The organism is Pacificoceanicola niger (assembly GCF_048553275.1).
In the GTDB taxonomy this organism is placed as follows: domain Bacteria; phylum Pseudomonadota; class Alphaproteobacteria; order Rhodobacterales; family Rhodobacteraceae; genus Pacificoceanicola.
In genome coordinates this window covers 29,878-47,745 of record NZ_JBLZMW010000019.1, presented here as the reverse complement: position 1 = coordinate 47,745, position 17,868 = coordinate 29,878, and the positions used below count along the sequence as shown (strand labels likewise).

General features: G+C 63.0%; 14 protein-coding genes and 2 pseudogenes. 3 read left to right on the top strand and 13 right to left on the bottom strand.

All coding sequences use genetic code 11. From position 1 onward, the window contains the following. Positions 1–9: 9 nt before the first annotated feature. The 9 genes from ACN2XU_RS20230 to ACN2XU_RS20190 form a co-directional block, all read right to left on the bottom strand. On the bottom strand, positions 10–801 hold the full coding sequence (locus ACN2XU_RS20230; protein ID WP_419412160.1) for a crotonase/enoyl-CoA hydratase family protein: 792 nt from the start codon (positions 799–801) through the stop codon (positions 10–12). Then, positions 798–1,679 carry a hydroxymethylglutaryl-CoA lyase gene (locus ACN2XU_RS20225; RefSeq protein ID WP_419412159.1) on the bottom strand — a complete coding sequence of 294 codons (882 nt, stop codon included), beginning with the start codon at positions 1,677–1,679 and terminating at the stop codon, positions 798–800. Before ACN2XU_RS20225 ends, ACN2XU_RS20230 begins: the two co-directional genes overlap by 4 nt. Then, complete coding sequence (locus ACN2XU_RS20220; protein ID WP_419412158.1) at positions 1,676–3,670, bottom strand: acetyl/propionyl/methylcrotonyl-CoA carboxylase subunit alpha; 1,995 nt, start codon at positions 3,668–3,670, stop codon at positions 1,676–1,678. Before ACN2XU_RS20220 ends, ACN2XU_RS20225 begins: the two co-directional genes overlap by 4 nt. A 2-nt stretch (positions 3,671–3,672) precedes the next feature. After that, on the bottom strand, positions 3,673–5,217 hold the full coding sequence (locus ACN2XU_RS20215; RefSeq protein ID WP_419412218.1) for a carboxyl transferase domain-containing protein: 1,545 nt from the start codon (positions 5,215–5,217) through the stop codon (positions 3,673–3,675). A 156-nt stretch (positions 5,218–5,373) separates the two neighbouring features. Then, the gene (locus ACN2XU_RS20210) at positions 5,374–6,666 is read right to left on the bottom strand and encodes a TRAP transporter large permease (RefSeq protein WP_419412157.1); all 1,293 of its coding nucleotides are present in this window, start codon (positions 6,664–6,666) and stop codon (positions 5,374–5,376) included. Positions 6,667–6,747: 81 nt separating this feature from the next. Beyond that, the gene (locus tag ACN2XU_RS20205; protein WP_419412156.1) at positions 6,748–7,749 is read right to left on the bottom strand and encodes a TRAP transporter substrate-binding protein; all 1,002 of its coding nucleotides are present in this window, start codon (positions 7,747–7,749) and stop codon (positions 6,748–6,750) included. A gap of 25 nt (positions 7,750–7,774) precedes the next feature. Next, positions 7,775–8,260 (bottom strand): TRAP transporter small permease, encoded by a 486-nt coding sequence (locus ACN2XU_RS20200; RefSeq protein WP_419412155.1) that lies wholly within the window; start codon positions 8,258–8,260, stop codon positions 7,775–7,777. A 36-nt stretch (positions 8,261–8,296) separates the two neighbouring features. Next, complete coding sequence (locus ACN2XU_RS20195) at positions 8,297–9,436, bottom strand: FAS1-like dehydratase domain-containing protein (RefSeq protein WP_419412154.1); 1,140 nt, start codon at positions 9,434–9,436, stop codon at positions 8,297–8,299. 36 nt (positions 9,437–9,472) lie between these two features. Next, positions 9,473–11,032 (bottom strand): acetate--CoA ligase, encoded by a 1,560-nt coding sequence (locus ACN2XU_RS20190; RefSeq protein ID WP_419412153.1) that lies wholly within the window; start codon positions 11,030–11,032, stop codon positions 9,473–9,475. Between the two features lie 148 nt (positions 11,033–11,180). On the opposite strand from ACN2XU_RS20190, the gene ACN2XU_RS20185 reads away from it, so the two are divergent. From ACN2XU_RS20185 to ACN2XU_RS20175, 3 genes are read left to right on the top strand one after another with little or no spacing between them, the layout of a single operon-like run. Continuing rightward, positions 11,181–11,966: an IclR family transcriptional regulator gene (locus tag ACN2XU_RS20185; RefSeq protein ID WP_419412152.1), complete on the top strand. Its 786-nt coding sequence runs from the start codon at positions 11,181–11,183 to the stop codon at positions 11,964–11,966. A gap of 3 nt (positions 11,967–11,969) precedes the next feature. Next, positions 11,970–12,398 (top strand): PaaI family thioesterase, encoded by a 429-nt coding sequence (locus ACN2XU_RS20180; RefSeq protein WP_419412151.1) that lies wholly within the window; start codon positions 11,970–11,972, stop codon positions 12,396–12,398. Continuing rightward, a complete protein-coding gene (locus ACN2XU_RS20175) occupies positions 12,395–13,609 on the top strand; it encodes a CaiB/BaiF CoA transferase family protein (RefSeq protein ID WP_419412150.1) in 1,215 nt (404 codons plus the stop codon). The genes ACN2XU_RS20180 and ACN2XU_RS20175 overlap by 4 nt, the downstream gene beginning before the upstream one ends. A gap of 177 nt (positions 13,610–13,786) precedes the next feature. Here ACN2XU_RS20175 and ACN2XU_RS20170 read toward each other — a convergent pair whose 3' ends face one another. From ACN2XU_RS20170 to ACN2XU_RS20155, 4 genes and pseudogenes are all read right to left on the bottom strand, one after another. Next, positions 13,787–14,059: a hypothetical protein gene (locus tag ACN2XU_RS20170; protein WP_419412149.1), complete on the bottom strand. Its 273-nt coding sequence runs from the start codon at positions 14,057–14,059 to the stop codon at positions 13,787–13,789. A 305-nt stretch (positions 14,060–14,364) separates the two neighbouring features. Then, positions 14,365–16,045 (bottom strand): annotated as a pseudogene (tnpC, locus tag ACN2XU_RS20165) (IS66 family transposase). 270 nt (positions 16,046–16,315) lie between these two features. Then, positions 16,316–16,474 (bottom strand): annotated as a pseudogene (tnpB, locus tag ACN2XU_RS20160) (IS66 family insertion sequence element accessory protein TnpB); the annotation flags it as partial. A gap of 26 nt (positions 16,475–16,500) precedes the next feature. Then, the gene (locus ACN2XU_RS20155; RefSeq protein ID WP_419412148.1) at positions 16,501–16,884 is read right to left on the bottom strand and encodes a transposase; all 384 of its coding nucleotides are present in this window, start codon (positions 16,882–16,884) and stop codon (positions 16,501–16,503) included. Positions 16,885–17,868: the final 984 nt, after the last annotated feature.

The following is a 17,868-nucleotide window of genomic DNA, read 5'->3' as shown; positions in this document are numbered from 1 at the left end:
CGTCTGCTCCTAAAACTTGGTGCGCCAGGACGGCGTTTCCCTGGCAAAGAAGGCGGCGATGCCTTCTTGCGTTTCGGCGGTTTCCCAGCGGTCGGCCAAGGCATTGGCCGTCATGTCCGCCGCTTGCATCGGGTCCTGCCCGGCCAGGTCTCGGCACAGCGCCTTGGCGGCGGCCACCGCGCGCGGCGCGCAGTCGAGGATGGCGGCCACCTCTTCTTCGATCGCGTCGGCCATGCCGTCCAACGTGCAGATCCGCGCAACCAGACCGGCGCGCATCAGAAACGCCGCATCGAAGGGGCGCGCGGTAAAGAACACCTGCCGGGCAAAGGCCTCGCCCATGCGGCGCACGACGAAGGGGCCGATGGTCGCCGGGATCAGACCAAGCCGGGTTTCCGTGAGCGCAAAGCGGGTGCTTTCCTCGGCGATGACCACATCGCAGACCGCGACGAGGCCAATGCCACCACCATAGGCCGCACCGTGCACCTGCCCGATCACCGGCTTGGGCAGCGCGTCCCACAGGCCCAGCATCCGGGCAAGCGACTTTGCCTCCTGCATCTTGCCCGCACGGTCCTTTTCGGCCTGCGCGCGCATCCATCCAAGGTCGCCGCCCGCGCAAAAGCTGCGGCCCTTGCCGGTCAAAATCACGGCACGGACAGACGCATCCGCCCCCAGCGACAAGGCCGCCTCGGTCAGTTCGGCGATCATCGCGGCGTTCATGGCGTTGTGCTTGTCTGGCCGCGCCAATGTCACGGTTGCCACGCCGCGCACATCATGGGTGATGCGAATGGTCTCATGACTCATGTCGAATACTCCGTTGAAAGGACAGGATTGCGGGTCACTCCAGCGACCAGCTGCTCGGCCTGTGACAGGCGCCGCAGGTCGATGCCGGTACGCAATCCGCGCTCTTCGAGCATAGTGACAAGCGCGCGCGTCGACAGGTTACCCTTTGCGCCGGGGGCATAGGGGCAACCGCCCAGACCGCCAACTGCGCTGTCAAATGTCCGCAGCCCGAGATCCAGCGCGACAGCCACGTTCGCCAGCGCCTGCCCGCCCGTGTCGTGGAAATGCCCGGCGAGGCGTTCAGCCGGGATGACATCGACAACGGTTTCGAGCATGGCAAACACCGCGTCAGGCCTCGCCCGCCCGAGGGTGTCGGCCAGCGAGATCTCGTAGCAGCCCATCTCGTCCAGCATCGCCGCCACGTCGCGGACCCGTTCGGGGTCCACTGCGCCGGAATAGGGACAGTCTACCGCACAGGACACATAGCCCCGTACGAGCAAGCCAGCATCGCGAGCCGAAGCCATCAACGGGGCGAACCGGTCAAGGCTTTCTGCGATCGAGCAGTTGATGTTCTTCTGGCTGAATGCCTCGGAGGCCGAGGCAAACACCGCGACTTCGTCCGCCCCGGCCGCGACCGCCCGTTCGAAGCCTTTCATGTTCGGCGTCAACACGGCATAACCGACGCCCCGCCTGCGGGTGATGCCTGCCATGACGTCGGCCGCGTCGGCCAACTGCGGCACCCATTTGGGCGAGACAAAGCTCGTCGCCTCGATCCGGTCGAACCCGGCGGAAGACAGTATGTCGATCAGCGCAATCTTGTCTTGCGTCGGAATCAGGACCTTTTCGTTCTGCAACCCGTCGCGCGGCCCGACCTCGAAGATGCGGACATCGCGGGTCATGCGGTGGCCTCCGCCTCGAGATTGACAAGGATCGAACCGCCCTCGACGGCATCCCCGGCGGCGCACAGGACCTCGGCCACCGTTCCGGCGCGCGGAGCGATCAGGGCCGTTTCCATCTTCATCGCTTCCATCACGCCCAGCCGCGCGCCTTCGGCCACGCGATCCCCGACCGTCACGTTCAACGCGACGATCATGCCCGTCATGGGCGCCACCACGCTGTCGCTGGTATCGACGAGCGCGGCGCTGCCCGACCGTGGATCCGGGAGGAGGAACTCGCGGGTGGATCCTTCGGTCAGAACAGAGATCAACAAGGCTGCGTCCCGGTGGGCGAGACGCACAGAGGCGTCGACCTGCGCTTGCGTTGTGCCGGTGCGGGCAGAGAAGGCCACGCCATCGAAGGAAATGTTCCTCAGGTCGGCGATGGATTGCCCGTCCAGAAACAGGCTCGCCCGGCCATCGGGCAACACTGTCAATCGGCACGCCAAAGGAGCGCCGTCATGCAGGACGGTCAGTTCATGCGCCGCATTCCCCCAAAGCCGCCAGCCGCCATGCGGGGCGGATGGATCGATCCCCAATGCAGCGTAAGCCGCGATGGCGATATGCAGGCCGCTTGGGTCGTCTGTGGTCACCAATTGCGCTTGGTCGCGCTCGATCAGGCCAGTATCAAACTGTCCGGCGGCAAAGCCCGCATGGTCCGTCAGGGCCGCGAGGAACGCGGCGTTGCTGACCGTACCCACAACATGCGTTTCGCGCAGCGCCGATGCCAGCGAGGTCCGGGCGCTGTTGCGGTCCGGCCCATGAGTGATGATCTTGGCGATCATCGGATCGTAGAACGGGCTGATCGTGTCGCCGCTGCGCACGCCGGTATCATTGCGGGCGCGGGCGCTGAACGACAGGTATTCCAGCTTGCCCGTGGCGGGCAAGAATCCGTTTGCCGGGTCCTCGGCATAAAGCCTCGCCTCGAAGGCATGGCCCGTGATCGAAAGGTCTTCCTGCCGCAGCGGAAGCGGCTCGCCCGCCGCCACCCGGATTTGCCATTCGACAAGATCGACGCCGGTGATCGCCTCGGTCACGGGGTGTTCGACCTGAAGGCGGGTGTTCATCTCCATGAACCAGAATCCGTCGGCACGCAGCGGGCCCGACCCGTCGGCAATGAACTCGATGGTGCCTGCTCCAGTATAGTCGATGGCCTGCGCGGCCTTCACCGCCGCATCTGTCATCGCCCGGCGGACGTCATCGGTCATGCCGGGCGCCGGGGCTTCCTCGATCACTTTCTGATGGCGGCGTTGCAGGGAGCAGTCTCGCTCGAACAGGTGCACCACCTGCCCGTGACTGTCACCAAAGACCTGCACCTCGATATGGCGCGGGGTGGTGATGTATTTCTCGATCAGCACATGTGGATCGGCAAAGGCCCCCTGCCCTTCGCGGCGTGCAGACGCCAGCGCATCGGCGAAATCCTCGGGCCGATCGACCTTGCGCATGCCTTTGCCGCCGCCCCCGGCGCGGGCCTTGATCAACACAGGATAGCCGATGCGCTCGGCCTCATCAGCCAGGAACGCCGGGTCCTGGCTGTCGCCCTGATAACCCGGCACGACCGGGACACCGGCTTGAAGCATCAGATCCTTCGCGGCATCCTTCAGCCCCATGGCGCGGATCGCCTGTGCCGACGGCCCGATAAAGGCCAGCCCGGCCGCCTGCACGGCCTCGACGAAATCCGGGTTTTCCGACAGGAAGCCATAGCCGGGGTGGATTGCCTGCGCGCCGGTCTGCTGCGCCGCCGCGATGATCCGATCGGCCAGCAAATAGCTGTCCGCTGCGGGGGACGGCCCGATATGGACCGACTCGTCGGCCATTTCGACATGCAATGACAGGGCGTCGGCGTCGGAATACACGGCCACCGTTGCAATCCCCATGTCACGGGCGGTGCGGATGATCCGGCAAGCGATTTCGCCACGGTTGGCGATCAGTATCTTGGAGAAGGTCTGGGTCATCATCACATCCTGAACAAGCCGAATTTCGTATCCTCGATGGGCGCATTCAGCGCCGCGCGCAGCGACAGGGCGACCACGTCGCGGGTCTTGCGCGGGTCGATGATCCCGTCATCCCACAATCTTGCCGAGCCATAGATCGGTTTGGACTGCTGCTCGAACATGTCGAGCGTGGGTTGCTTGAAGGCAGCCTCGTCTTCGGCTGACCAAGTGCCGCCCTTGGCCTCGATCGCGGCGCGACGCACGTCCGCCAGCACGCCTGAGGCCTGCGCGCCGCCCATGACGGCAATGCGCGCATTGGGCCACATCCAGACGAAACGAGGGCCAAAGGCGCGCCCGCACATGCCGTAATTGCCCGCGCCATAAGATCCGCCGACGATCACCGTGACCTTGGGCACAGAGGCCGTCGAGACAGCCGTGACCAGCTTGGCCCCGTCCTTGGCGATACCGCCAGCCTCGTACTTCGAGCCAACCATGAAACCGGTGATGTTCTGCAGGAACAGCAGCGGGATCTTGCGCTGGCAGCACAGTTCGATGAAATGCGCGCCCTTGGTCGAGCTTTCGGAGAACAGCACGCCGTTATTGGCGATGATCCCCACCGGCACCCCGTCGATATGGGCAAAGCCGGTCACCAGCGTGGTGCCGTAGCGCGGCTTGAACTCGGCAAAGTCCGAACCGTCCACCAGCCGCGCGATCAGCTCGCGCGCGTCATAGGGGGTCTTTTCGCTGGCGGGCACGATGCCCATGATGTCCTCTGCCGGAAACAGAGGCGCCTTGGATGCGCGGAAATCCACGTCGGGCCGGGGCGCAGGGCCAAGATGGCTGACGATCTCGCGCGCCAGCGCCAACGCGTGCCGGTCATCATCGGCAAGGTAGTCAGCGACCCCCGACAGACGCGTATGGGTGTCCCCGCCGCCCAGCGTTTCGGCATCGACGATCTCGCCGGTGGCCACCTTGACCAGCGGCGGACCCGCGAGGAAGATCGTGCCCTGTTCGCGCACGATGATGGTCTGGTCGCTCATCGCGGGCACATAGGCGCCGCCAGCGGTGCACGATCCCATGACGACGGCGATCTGGGCAATGCCCTTGGCCGACATCCGCGCCTGATTGAAGAAGATCCGCCCGAAGTGGTCGCGATCGGGAAAGACTTCGTCCTGATTGTTCAGGTTCGCCCCGCCGCTATCGACAAGGTAGATGCAGGGCAGATGGTTTTCCTCGGCGATTTCCTGTGCGCGCAGGTGCTTTTTCACCGTCATCGGGAAATAGGTGCCGCCCTTCACCGTGGCATCATTGCACAGGATCATGCAGTCGCGCCCTTCGACCCGACCGATCCCGGCGATGGCCCCCGCAGAGGGCACCTCGTCCCCGTACATGCCCGACGCGGCGAACAGCCCGACCTCCAAGAATGGCGACCCGGGGTCCAGAAGCCCCTCGATCCGGTCGCGCGGCAGAAGTTTCCCGCGCGAGACATGGCGTTGGCGTGATCCTTCCGAGCCGCCCATCATGATCTGCGCAGCTGTTTCTGCGACAGCCGCGTACTGCGCCTCCATCGAGGCGGCGTTTTCAACAAAGCCGGGCGCGTTGGGGCCAAGGCTGCTTTGCAAGATGCTCATCTGTCTTCGGTCTCCGTATCTGGTCTGCGCGCAACTGCCCCGTGCCCTTCCGAGAAGGGTGAAAAGGTGCGCGCCGTGGTCGGGTAAGCGCCGTTACCGAGCCATCATCAGGTCGGGCAGGAACAGCGTGATCTGTGGGAAGGACAGCAGCAGGATCAGCACGATGATCTCCATCCCGAGGAAGGGCAGGATGCCGCGAAAGATCGTGCCAAGGGGAACCCGTGTCTGGGCTGCGGCAACATAGACGTTCAACCCCAGAGGCGGTGTGAGCAATCCGATCTCGACCGTCTTGGTCACGACGATGCCGAACCAGACCGGGTCGTAATCCAGGGCCATTGCTGTCGGAAAGGCCAGCGGCATTGCGAGTGACAGGATCGCAAGCTGGTCCATGAACATGCCCATGACCAGCAGCACCAAAATGATGATCCCCATGATCACCTCGCGCCGCATTTCCGTCGTTGCGACGAATTCCAGCATCGCATGCGTGATGCGCGTGAAGGCGAGGTAGTTCGAGAAAATCGCCGAGCAGGCCACGATGGCGACGATCATCACCGTGGCGCGGATCGCGCTGCTGATCGACTTGTTCAGCTGCACGAAGCTCAGCGTGCGCTGCATCAGAACGATGATCAGCGATCCCATAACCCCCAGCGCTGCCGCCTCCGACGGTGAAGCGATACCGCCGTAGATCGCCCCGATCACCGCCACCATCAGCACCACCATCGGGATGACGTGGCGGCTTTGCTTGACCGCCGTCTTCAGGACAAAGGGCTCGCCCTTGGGGGCCTGATCGGTGGTATGCGCGATGACCTTGATCACAACGGCGAGGCCGGTCGCGGTCAGCAGGCCGGGAATGATCCCGGCGATGAACAGCTTGCCGATGGAGGTTTCCGTCAGCACGCCATAGACCACGAGCACGATCGAGGGCGGGACGACCACGGCAAGTGTGCCGCCGACGCTGACCACCGCCGCAGCGAGACGGTCGGAATAACGGTGCGCCCGCATTTCGGGGAAGGCCGATGCCGACATGGCTGCGGTCGACGCCGTGGAACTGCCGACCAGCGCCGCAAGGAGCACCGACGCGGCGACGGTGGCCATGGCCAAACCGCCCCTGACATGGCCGATCCAGGACTGGCAGGCCACGATGGCACGGCGCGTGACATCACCGGCAGTCAGAAGCTCGGCCATCAGGATGAACAGCGGGATGGCGACAAGTATGAACGATGCGGAGGTGTCGAAGAATGTCCTCTCGAGCACCGCGAGGGCCGGGCGCATGCCCAGTTGAGCCGCAAGTCCGAGCGTTCCGGCGATCCCCATGGCAAAGGCGATGGGCACGCGAAACGCCATGAGAACGGCCAACAGGACAAGAATGGCAATGAAGGTCAGCATATGTGGCCTTTGCGCTATATTGGATGAGGGGACAGCCGCCCGGGTAAGCGGCTGCCTGCACGTTCGGATACAAGGGCGGGCTTACTTGCGGGTGAGAGCGCCGTAGCTTTCGAGGACGGCCTCCGCGTTATCGTTGCCGATGCGCTCGACCCAATCGGTGCTGACCGCTGTCAGCTGCTCCGAGATTGCGGCCAGTTCCTCATCGGTGAAGGTGTAGGTGTCGATGCCCTCTGCCTTCCATTCCTCGATCAGGCCAGCCACGGATTCATCCTGCACCTCGGCCACATGCGTCGCGGTTTCGGAACCCAGCTTGAGCAACGTGGCTTGCGTGTCCTCGGGCAGGCTGTCGAACAGCGCACTGCGGACCACCATGACAAAGCTGTAGCCGCCGAAAGAGCCGTTGGTCGAAATGTGGCTGACCACTTCGTTCAGCTTGTATCCCGGCACGGAGGCCAGCGGGAACAGAACCGCATCAAGCCGACCACGTTCCACGGCGGTATAGACTTCGGGGCCGGGGATCGAGATTCCGACGCCACCAAGCGCACGCGCTGTCATCGCCTGTGTCGAGCCGGAGGTGCGGATATCCTGTGCGTTCCAATCGGCGGGCGCGCCCAGCCGCGACTTGGCCAGCACCTGGTACGGCGGCAGAACAAATCCGAAAATCGGCGTGACGCCGGTGGCGAGGATCTCTTCGCGCAGCGGGCCTTCTTCCAGCATGGACTGAAGCGCCTCCGTGCCCTCGACAGCGGAGCCATAGTAACCGGGCAGCGCCACGACAGAATTCAGCGGCAGCACGTCGGCATGATAGGGCGTGCCGAGCAGCGCCGCGTCGAGAATGCCGTTATTCACCGCGTCAAGCTGCGCCTTGGACTTGGCCGCCTGTTGTGACGGGAAATGCTGGAACGTGATCTCTCCACCGGTCGCCTCTTCGACAGCGGCCATCCACTTCGACGTCCCCTCGATTGACACGATATGGCTGGTGGATTGGAAATCGCCCAGCCGCAGGGTTTCCGCCTGCAGGCCCGTGGTTCCCAGCGCAACCGCGGCCGTCAGCGCCGCGACGAATGTATTCATCGTCTTCATTGTGTTTCTCCTCCCATGGAATTTTTCAGGTGTCCGCCGCAACGCGCGGGTTCAGCGCATCGTGCAGGAGCCGCAGGACCAGAACGCCACATCCCAGCGGGATGAGGGCATAGGCCCACCCAAGCGGCCAGTCGACCACGCCATATTCCACGTCCCCGTGGGCAATGGCGCCAAAGGCGAACTTTCCGGACATGATGGTGACGGCGGCAAAAAAGGCCGCCGGCAGCAAAAGGCGCAGTTTCGAAATCACCGCACCGAACGCGCCCGGAAGGCGTTCGGGCGTGAATTCCAGCGCCAGGTGGCCGCCATCGCGGAAGACCCGCGACAGCGACAGGGTGGCAAGCGCTGGCATCAGGTACAGTTCGGTCAATTCGAACTGGATCTGCACCGGACGGTTGGCGATCAGACGCAACAGGATGTCGCCGTTGATCAGAACTGCCACCGCGACGAGGCTGAGACACCCCGCGAGATGCAGCGCGTCCTCCACCTTGCTCAGAACCTTTTCAAGCATCGGCCTTGCCTCCCCTTGCCGTTGCAGTTGCCGGTCTCAGCGCTTTGGCAGCTCGACGATGGCCGAGCCCATGGCCGAGAACTCGCCGTCCTGCTGTTCCGCGCGCTGCTGGATCTCCAGCAGGTAACGACCGTCTTCCTCGAATTTCCGTACAACGGTGCCATTGATCAAAATGATATCGCCTTCGGGATTGTGCCGGCGGACCTGGCACTTTGCCTGACGCAGGAAACCGTCATCGCCCATCCAGTTGGTGATCTGGTGTGTCAGCCAAGAGGTCCGCTCCGGGCCATAGTCATAGGCGCCCGGTGCGCCGACTTCGAGAGCGAATTCCTCTTCCCAATGAACGCGCTCGGGGCAGTCGGGAATGCCGAATTTGTTCTTCGGACCGGCGCTGGGATGCTTTTGCTGAAGCTGCCAGGCCAGCTTGTTGGCGCGGATGTACAGACCACCCCAGCCTTGTGCATAGGCGATAAAGCCAGTCGCGGTCATCGGCCCCTTGACCATGGTGGGCAGTTCTTCGCCCTCGGCCACGTCGTCCCAATAGCGGGTCTCGGCGCCGCGGATCGTCTCCTGCTCGTAATACTTGTAGTATTCCTGAAGCTCTTCCTCGGTCCAGACCTTGCGGCCCTTGGCCTTGGCCTCGGTGTACTTCGTGCCGTTCTCACGGGCCTGATCCCGGTCGGTGCGGAAGCACCAGCTGTCCGCGTCGGCCACAAGATCGCCGGTCGCCGCGTCATAGAAATCCACATGATAGATCTGCTGCACGGCTTTGCCGGCAAAGCGGGTCTCGTGCTCGATCAGGTCCTTCAGCACGGCTTCGGTGCGGAATTCCATGTTGCGCGTGATGGTCTTGTGCCAGTTCCAGTTGGCCCCCGACCACATCGCGTGCACACCCGGCAAACCGCCAACATAGCCGGAAATGATCCGGTTGGTCGCAAACAGGAAGCTGGGCAGCGCGACAACATCGCCGTATTTCGTGGTCTTGGCGTATTCGGGATCACACCACAGCGGGTTGTCGTCGCCGATGCCGTGGGCGTAGTGGCGAATATTGTCGCGGGTCGCCTCGTAGCACCAGGGCTCGACCGTCTTTTCGATCTTCACGCCGATGCGCTGGCGCAGATCGTCCAGCCCCTCCTGCGTGATCTTGGGGAATTTCTTGTGGGTCATGTCGTTCATGGTCTTCTTCTCCTCGGATTCTTTATTCGGCGCGGATCATTCCGCGGCGTGGGATTTCTCGGCTTCGCGGTCGCGCAGGATCTTGCGATTGACCTTGCCGGCTGGTGTCTTCGGCAGCTCGGTGACGAACTCGATCTGACGGGGGTATTCGTGCCGCGCGAGGCGGGCGCGGACGTGGTTCTGGATGTCCTCTACCAATCCGTCGGTCTCGGGCTGTTTGAGAATGATGAAGGCCTTCACCACCAGACCGCGCACGGCGTCGGGGGATCCGACCACGCCGCATTCGGCCACCGCCGGGTGGCTCAAAAGCGCATCCTCGACCTCGACCGCGCCGATCGTCCAGCCGGCCGAAATGATCACGTCATCGGCGCGGCCGCCGTGATAGAAATACCCGTCCTCGTCGACACGGCCGAGATCCTTGGTCGGGAACCATTCGCCGCGTTTCTTGACCATCAGCTCACCGGTTTCGCCGGGATCTGCCGGGGTGCCGTCGGCACGCTGCACCTCGACCTCGACGCCGGGTACGGCCTTGCCCATCGCGCCATCGCGCACGTCCAGATCATCCGCACCGGGGTAATTCGCGATGATTACGCCGATCTCGGTCGTGCCGTACATCGAGCGAACCTTGGTGCCGAACAGGCTTTCGACATAGGCGGCGGTCTCTGAATCGATGGGCTCGCCGGTGAAGGACAGCTTGTCGAAGCAATAGGTGAATTTCTCGGCCTCGCCGGAATTGCGCATCATGCGGTAATGCGTGGCGGCGGCGGTCAGGTTGGTGATCCTGAAATCCTGCAAGGCCTTGAGCAGGCGGACCGGATCGAACTTGCCGCTGAAGGTGCCGGTCGAGACACCCATTGCCAGCGGCGCAAGCGTCCCGTGCCACAACCCGTGGCCCCAGGCCGGGGAGGACGGACAGAAGAAACGGTCGCCCGGCCGGATGCCGGTGGCATAAAGCGCCGCCACCATCAGCGTGACGATGGATTGATGGCTGTGTTCGACCGCGGCAGGCAGCGCGCGGGTCGTGCCCGAGGTGTATTGCAGCACCGCAAGGTCGCGCCCCGCGCTGTCCCAGTCGAACGTCGCGGGAAGATCGTCCAGCCCGGTCAGGAAGTCATGGTCGACCACGATGACGCTCTTCGCGCCGCCTTCGACGGCTTCGGGGGCCTTCTCGGCATTGGTGAAAAAGATCTCGGGCTTGCAGTCGCCGACCCGCAGCCGGATGCCGTCCGGACCGAAGAGGGAGAACATCGGCACCGCGACGGCCCCGGCCTTGATCACGCCGAAAAGCGCGCAATAAAACGCCAGCGACGGGTCGATCATGACGGCGACCCGGTCGCCCTTGCCGATCCCCCTGCCCTTCAGGAAATGCGCGATCTGCGAGGATCGGCGCGAGATTTCCTCGAACGTGACGATCTCGTCCGCACCGTCCGAATGCGCGACCCTCAGGGCCACGGCATCGCCGTTCACGTGCCGGTCAATGCATTCATGGGCGATATTGAAGCGCTCTTTCGTGCCGTCGAAAAGCGCCCACAGACCCTCCTTCGAATAGTGCTTCTGTGCGTCTGCGTAGGATGTGAAATCCGTCAGGCGGGTCATTCCGGTCTGCCTCCCAAGTCTCGTCTTCCGGTTTGCCGCGGGGCGGTCATCCGGTTCGTTGACAACGGTAAGGATCGCAGGCAAGTATTGTCAATACGCTAAACTTATTGTATATAGACAATGAATTTCAGCGTGACCGAGGCAAAAAATGACCACAAATGAAACCAGCTCATCGACCAAGCGACAGGTCCCGGCCGTATCCAGGGCCTTGGCAATACTCAGATTTCTGGCACGTTCGCCGGAACCGGTCGGCGTGAATCCGATGGCGCGCGAACTGGACCTGGTGCCCAGCACCTGTCTTCACATCCTGCGCGTCTTGCAGGATGAGGGTCTCGTGGATTTCGATTCGAACACCAAGCGCTACTCGATCGGAATCGGCATCCTGCCGCTGGCCAGATCGGCGCTACAGCGCAATACGTTCTCGACCCTGATCCAGCCGCGACTGTCAAACCTCTCAGAGAAATTCGGTGTCACCAGCATCGCCACGCAACTGGCTGAGCCGAACCAGATGATCGTGGTGGCCCTGTCGCAATCGAACCTGCCGTTCCGCCTTCAGGTCGATTTGGGAAGCCGCTTTCCCGCGCTCATCAGCGCGACGGGCCGCCTGTTCGCGGCCTTCAACCTATCCGACGGATCGGAACTTCGGAGCGGGTTCGACAAGCTGGTATGGGATCACCCGCCCGCCTTTGAGACATGGCAGGACGAAGTCCGTGAGGCGCGGGAACGCGGCTATTCCGTCGATCAGGGGACATACATTTCGGGGGTGACCGTGGTCGCGGTCCCGGTCTTTGGCCTGAAGGGCACGATGACGCGGTCCATCGTCGCCATCGGCATTTCGGAGCGGCTGAAAGACAAGGAAATCCCGAAGCTCGCAAAAGCCATGCAATCGGTCCGCGACCACATTCAGGACCTTCAAATCGACACAGGGAGTTGAGAATTGACAGATCAGGACATTCCACCGGACGGCTGGAAGCCCATCCGGATCGAGGGCTTCATGGGGCAGATCGGGCCCCTTCTGCGCTCGACCAGGATCGAGGACCGAAATACCTACGGTTTGCAGACAAACGAAGGGCACAAGAACCATATCGGCCTTGTGCATGGCGGTGTTCTGACCAGCCTACTGGACCAGGTGATCGCTCTTGTTGCGTGGAATTCTGCCGATCGTCAGCCGACGGTCACGGTCCAGATGGATACCAGGTTCCTGGGGGCAGCCCGTGCGGGAGACTTTCTTGAAACGCGCGCCACGATCCGCCACGGCACGCGATCCCTGATCTTTGTCGATGCCGACATCACGTCCGCCAACGGGCCGGTCGCATCCGCATCGGCCATCATGAAAATATCGTCACAAACGGGGCAAACAGCATGACTTCTACAAACACGCGTTCGGGGCCGCTGGCCGGGGTCAAGGTTCTGGATTTCTCCAGGATCCTCTCCGGACCCTATGCCAGCATGGTGCTGGCCGACCTCGGCGCCGAGGTGATCAAGATCGAACCGTTGGAAAAGGGCGACGAAACCCGTAGTTTTCCACCGTTCCACGGCAAACTCAGCCATTACTACATCGCGCTGAACCGCTCCAAGCAGAGCATCGCGCTGAACCTCAAATCGCCCGAAGGCGTCCAGATCGCGCGCGACCTTGCAGGACAAAGCGACATCGTGCTGGAAAACTTTCGCCCCGGCGTCATGGACCGTCTGGGCATCGGTTACGAAACCCTGCGGCAGGACAACCCGCGCCTGATCTATTGCTCGATCACCGGATTCGGTCAGGACAGTCCACTGGGCGACAAGCCCGCCTTCGACATCGTGGCGCAGGCCCTATCCGGTGTGATGAGCGTCAATTGCGAACCAGGTCAGGCGCCGAACAAGCTGGGCGTCCCCTTGGGCGACATGGCCGGCAGCATCTTTTCCCTGTTCGGCCTGCTCGCCGCCCTGCATGAGCGCAACGCCACCGGCAAGGGTCGTCACGTCGAGGTCGCCATGCTGGACAGCCTCATTGCGTTGCAAGGCTACCTGTCGCAAATCTACTTCGTGACGGGCCAAAGTCCGCAGCCCGTCGGAACCCAACATCCCAGCATCGTGCCCTACGGCTCCTTTCCGACATCGGATGGCCACGTGATCGTTGCCTGCCTGACGGAACGGTTCTGGCACAATTTCGCGCGCTGCCTCGGCCATGAAGAATTGATCGAGGATCCGCGTTTCGCCCTCTACGAGGCCCGGCTTGCCAACCGGGATGCCTTGCAGGAGATCATCCACGCACGGATGTCCTGCGACACGACGGACTTCTGGCTGCAACGTCTCAGCGAGTTCGACGTGCCCAACGCCCCGATACTTTCGATTGGCGACGCACTGGAGCAGCCCCATGTCGCGGCGCGCGGCCTGGTTGAAACCGCCCGGCACCCGACCGAAGGCGATCTTCGCATGGTGCGTGGTCCGATCCGCTTCGACGGCAAAGGTCCCTCACCGGCGGAAGCGCCAAGCCTTCTCGGACAAGATACGCACAGCATCCTGCATGCTCTCGGCTATGAAGAAACCGAGATCGAACGCCTCCGGGCACAGGGCGCCATCGCAGATCCGACATGAAGCGCGGGCGCCACAAACCTTGCACCGTCAGCGCATGATGAACGGGTTGACCATCGGCTCGCCGGTGGTGTCGATCCATGTGGTGCGGGGTGCGGGTATTGTCGAGGATGGCCTGCATCCCCGCCTCACGCCCATAGCCCGACTGGCCAAAGCTGCCGAACGAGGCGATGGGCGAGATCACACGGTCGGTTGTAATCCGTAAGATGCCCGGACCAGATCGCGGGTGGACACGCCGGAGCCAAGGCCGTAGCCGCTGTCATTGCCCAGCGCGATGGCTGCTTCCTCGGTGTCAAAGCGCATGCCCCCGAGATCCTGCTGGAGCATCACCTCAAGAGGCTGAAGCGACCGGCATTCCTGTGCCAGTAACAGAAGGTGGCACGCCAATGCACCGCAGAAGGCTTGAACCATGTCCAGTGCCGGACGCGCCCGGTCGAATAGGAGTTGATCCATCGCGAACCACGGATGGTCGAGCGCCGCAGTTCAAGCTGGTTCGCGCCGGCAGATCAAAGGGTCCGGGGGACCATTTGAAGGCGCAGAACGCGGCCAAATTCCCGGCCACCAAGAGCCTCCCCTCTCCTGACATTGCTGCCCGGGAAGTGGACAGCTTCGACTTCAAGGGATCGTATCTCGGACGTGGTGGAATGTTGAGGGCGGCGTAATCTCCGGATGAATACCCACCCAGCTTGCGGCGGCAACCGCTACACCCGGTCGCAAGACGGGCGACTGCGGAACTTTCGCCGTGAGAAACGATGCGATCAATTTCTTCGGCCGATCTTGCTTTGCATGCGATCTCCAGCGATGGCTGACAGGGTTGTTGCCAGCCAAGCATGCGGATCGACGGCGTTCAGCTTGCAGGTCTCGATCAGCGATACGATGACGGCCCAGTTCTTGGCCCCCGGCATCGTGCCCTGCAAAAAGGGCGTACTTCCGGTTCAGCGCGATGGGGCGGATGGTGCGTTCGACGGTGTTGTTGTCGAGCTCGACCCTGCCATCGGTCAGAAACAGGCAGAGGCCATCCCGGAATTTGGCGATGTAGGTAAGCGCTTCGCCGAGGGGAGACTTTCTCGATCCACGGGCGCGGTGCTGGCCAGGCCACGCCTCGAAGTCGCCGATGATGGACGCCGAACGGTCCCGTCGCGCGGCAAGGCGTGCAGCAGGATCGACGCCTCGGATGTCAGCTTCGATGCGATAGAGTTCACCGATGCGTTTCACGCCGTCTTTCGCGATCGGCGCGGGGCCGGTCCGGGTGATCTCCACTGATTTACGCCTTGCGTGCGCCCAAAAGCAGGCCAGCCTGATGTCCTGCTCCGGCTTGAGAAGGCGATTGTATCCGGCATAGCTGTCTGTCACCCGGCAGTGGTTTGCCTGCAAACCATGAGAGGGCACCTGCAGGATGCCCCTGAAGCCACGCAGGATCTGCTCGGCGTGCTGACCGCCGCGCCCGGGCGCATAGCTGAAGGCGACACCAGGGTGCGCGCCGCCACCCCAGGGACGATCATCCCGCGCCAACGCCCGGAAGTAACCGGTCTTCCTCTTCGGCCGCCCGGGGTCGCGCACCGGGGCACAGGTCTCATCGACCACCCGGCAGGCGCATCGCGACCCGATGCTGCCGGGAGGGCATGAACAGCTTGGTCGAGCGCTTCAGATCCGCGATCAGCGCATTGAAGACCGGCCGCAACTTGAAGGCGGCCCGTCCGTCCGGCGCTTCGCGCGTTCATCCCTTTGAACCCTCCACTGGACGGTTCAATCCCTTCGGGACCGGTTTTCGCCCCAGTCGGCCAAGGTGGAGCGCTCGAGATCGAAGCCCTGACGGCTGTAGGTCTGTGCCTGGCGATACTGGGGACGGTGGTCGGTGTCTTCGGGGCTTACGCTGCCCCACCAGAGCCACGGTTCCCTTAGGCTTGCTGACCAGAACAGGCGCCACAATGGACTGCCCCGTCGGTGCAGGCGCGGCAGGCGTATTTCGGGCTGCGGGGAACCCTCTCGTGACAGGCCTTCGGAATGCACTGCCGGGCAAGGGATCACGCGGAGCTGCGCCGGGATCACGTCCCGCCGCTCTGCCGATACAGTGCAGGCAGCCACCACAGGCACAGACCAGGCGCTCGGGCTCGATCACCTCTTCGATGCGTGGCAGATGCCTGAGCAGTGATCCGCGATTGGCAGCACGCGGGCGGGTGTGGCGTTTCCTGACCGGTGCGTCCGCCTTTTCCTCGGCATGGACCGATGCGATGGCAGTCTCGAGGTCCTCGAACGCCAGTTCGGACTGTTCGGGGTCACGCTTCTTGGACTTGTGTCCAAAGGCGGCCCGCCGGAACGCATCTACCAGCTTTTCCAGACGCTCAATGCGATCATCCTTGCGCAAATTGCGCGCCTCGGCGGCAACCACAGTGGCTTCAGAGCGGCAATATCGTCAGGAAGATCGGCGTCGTTCAGCATGGCCGCGACCTACAAGATCGGCCATCTGGCTACCCGCGCAAACCCACGCCCGAGTCATCCTGCCGCAGTCATTCCACCGCCTCGGGCGCGCGGGCTTCGATGGCGCGGACGCGGCGCCAGTCGAGCCCCGAGAACAGCGCCTCGCACTGGGTATGGCTCCGCGTCATCAACCCGTCCCGGATCGCGGGCCAAATAAAGTTGTGCTCCTCCAGCCTCTAGTAGGGTTAGCCAGCACGTCGCCATGCGTTCGAGACCGATGGCGAAGACCAACCCGGTGCCGTCCCAGAACAGCAGCTTCAGCCGATCCGCCCGCTTGACCCTGAACACGAAGGCGGTTCCGGTGTACGGCTCCTTGCGCAACGCGTTCGCCCCCAACGCCGCCAAACCGTTGTACCCATTGCGGAAGTCCACGGGCTTGGTCGCGACCATGATCCGCACCCGGCTCGACGGAAAGATCATGCCGTCTGTGCCAGCGCATGGGCGATCGCCGCGATACGCGCTGCCGACGTCGCTGCGTCCAGCCGGATCGTGACCGCGCCCACGATGATATCTACGGGCTCGTCCACGCTTGGCTCGGCATCCGCCAATGGGGCCGCCATCACCATCGCCGCGAACTCAACCTCGTCTTCCGGCTCAGGCAACACCGGCTTGCCCTTGCGGGCCAGCCTTCGCCATGCCGGCAAATGGTTTGCCTTGACCCCGTGTAACTGCGCAGCAGCAGCAACCGTCGCACCGGGCGCAAAGGTCTCGGCCACGATCCGCGCCTTCACGATATCAGGCAACTTGCGATTGCGCCGATCGCCTCCATCCTCCGTGAGAACCTCGAATGTAGCATCCATGGAGCAACGCCGTCTTGATCCTCTTCGAAGGAGCCGATCTCAGATCAGGAAGCCGCGCGGCAGATGGGGAAAAAACATCGGTCACGACCGTTCGGCGAACCAGCAAAACCTCACAGCCATGGTTCAAAGATGGACACGTCGCTTCGGCGGCGGAAAAGGCGGACCCCGAACTCACTCAAAAAATCTTACTTGGCAGAGGGCATCCACAATCTACGAAATTTCGCGATAGTCCGTGCTTGAATTGATGCCCGATGTACGGCACGTCTCCTGGCCCATTCTGGTGTCGGGCTCGAACCGGCGCACGGTGGCGGCGGAATTTCCTTTGGAAACAAGAATGCTTGGCTGCGCGGAGAGCCCCCTTCCGCCGGTGCCAAAGTACAATCATGAAACCGGGCGCAAACGAACACCAATCTATGACAATTGGTCTTTGCCCTGAGCCACAAGCGGGCTAATTCGACCCAGAATTTACTGCAAACCCCTGACATTTAACGATAAAATCACGCCTCCACGATCCATGATCGGCGCGGCAGAGAGTTTGGCGTTTTGATCTGTTTGCATTTTTCGTGTATCTTCAAACTCTTGACGGTGGATGCCGCTGCGCCGGAATACGCCGCAACATCCCCTGAATTGCCCCTCGTCGACCACTCAGCACGCGCGATTTGGCCACTACAGGCAAGCCTTCATTCGGTGGAAACCGAGTCCGGAGCAGACGCAAGGGCGGCTCGCGCTGGCGCGGACGCGTGTCGATCAGGGCCCGTCACCGGACAAGTCATCCGCCGCGCGCCGGCCAATAGACGACTTCTGCGCCGGCGGGAAACCACAACGCAGAAGAAAGCCCGCGACCCAGCAGGCGGGACACACTGCCATTCATCGCCAGAAGATCAGGATTGCCGCCAGGGCGATGGCCGGGCAGGCAGGCGTGCCCCGCCCTGTCCGGGACAGGTTCGCGGGATCACTCGGCATCACAGCCCCGATCAGCCAGAA

What these genes read in the sequence shown, in the direction of transcription:
- ACN2XU_RS20230 (WP_419412160.1), bottom strand. Translation starts at nt 801, where the DNA reads ATGAGTCATGAGACCATTCGCATCACCCATGATGTGCGCGGCGTGGCA.
- ACN2XU_RS20155 (WP_419412148.1), bottom strand. Translation starts at nt 16,884, where the DNA reads ATGGATGCTACATTCGAGGTTCTCACGGAGGATGGAGGCGATCGGCGC.
- ACN2XU_RS20215 (WP_419412218.1), bottom strand. Translation starts at nt 5,217, where the DNA reads ATGGAGGCGCAGTACGCGGCTGTCGCAGAAACAGCTGCGCAGATCATG.
- ACN2XU_RS20170 (WP_419412149.1), bottom strand. Translation starts at nt 14,059, where the DNA reads ATGGATCAACTCCTATTCGACCGGGCGCGTCCGGCACTGGACATGGTT.
- ACN2XU_RS20185 (WP_419412152.1), top strand. Translation starts at nt 11,181, where the DNA reads ATGACCACAAATGAAACCAGCTCATCGACCAAGCGACAGGTCCCGGCC.
- ACN2XU_RS20220 (WP_419412158.1), bottom strand. Translation starts at nt 3,670, where the DNA reads ATGACCCAGACCTTCTCCAAGATACTGATCGCCAACCGTGGCGAAATC.
- ACN2XU_RS20190 (WP_419412153.1), bottom strand. Translation starts at nt 11,032, where the DNA reads ATGACCCGCCTGACGGATTTCACATCCTACGCAGACGCACAGAAGCAC.
- ACN2XU_RS20205 (WP_419412156.1), bottom strand. Translation starts at nt 7,749, where the DNA reads ATGAAGACGATGAATACATTCGTCGCGGCGCTGACGGCCGCGGTTGCG.
- ACN2XU_RS20175 (WP_419412150.1), top strand. Translation starts at nt 12,395, where the DNA reads ATGACTTCTACAAACACGCGTTCGGGGCCGCTGGCCGGGGTCAAGGTT.
- ACN2XU_RS20195 (WP_419412154.1), bottom strand. Translation starts at nt 9,436, where the DNA reads ATGAACGACATGACCCACAAGAAATTCCCCAAGATCACGCAGGAGGGG.
- ACN2XU_RS20225 (WP_419412159.1), bottom strand. Translation starts at nt 1,679, where the DNA reads ATGACCCGCGATGTCCGCATCTTCGAGGTCGGGCCGCGCGACGGGTTG.
- ACN2XU_RS20210 (WP_419412157.1), bottom strand. Translation starts at nt 6,666, where the DNA reads ATGCTGACCTTCATTGCCATTCTTGTCCTGTTGGCCGTTCTCATGGCG.
- ACN2XU_RS20200 (WP_419412155.1), bottom strand. Translation starts at nt 8,260, where the DNA reads ATGCTTGAAAAGGTTCTGAGCAAGGTGGAGGACGCGCTGCATCTCGCG.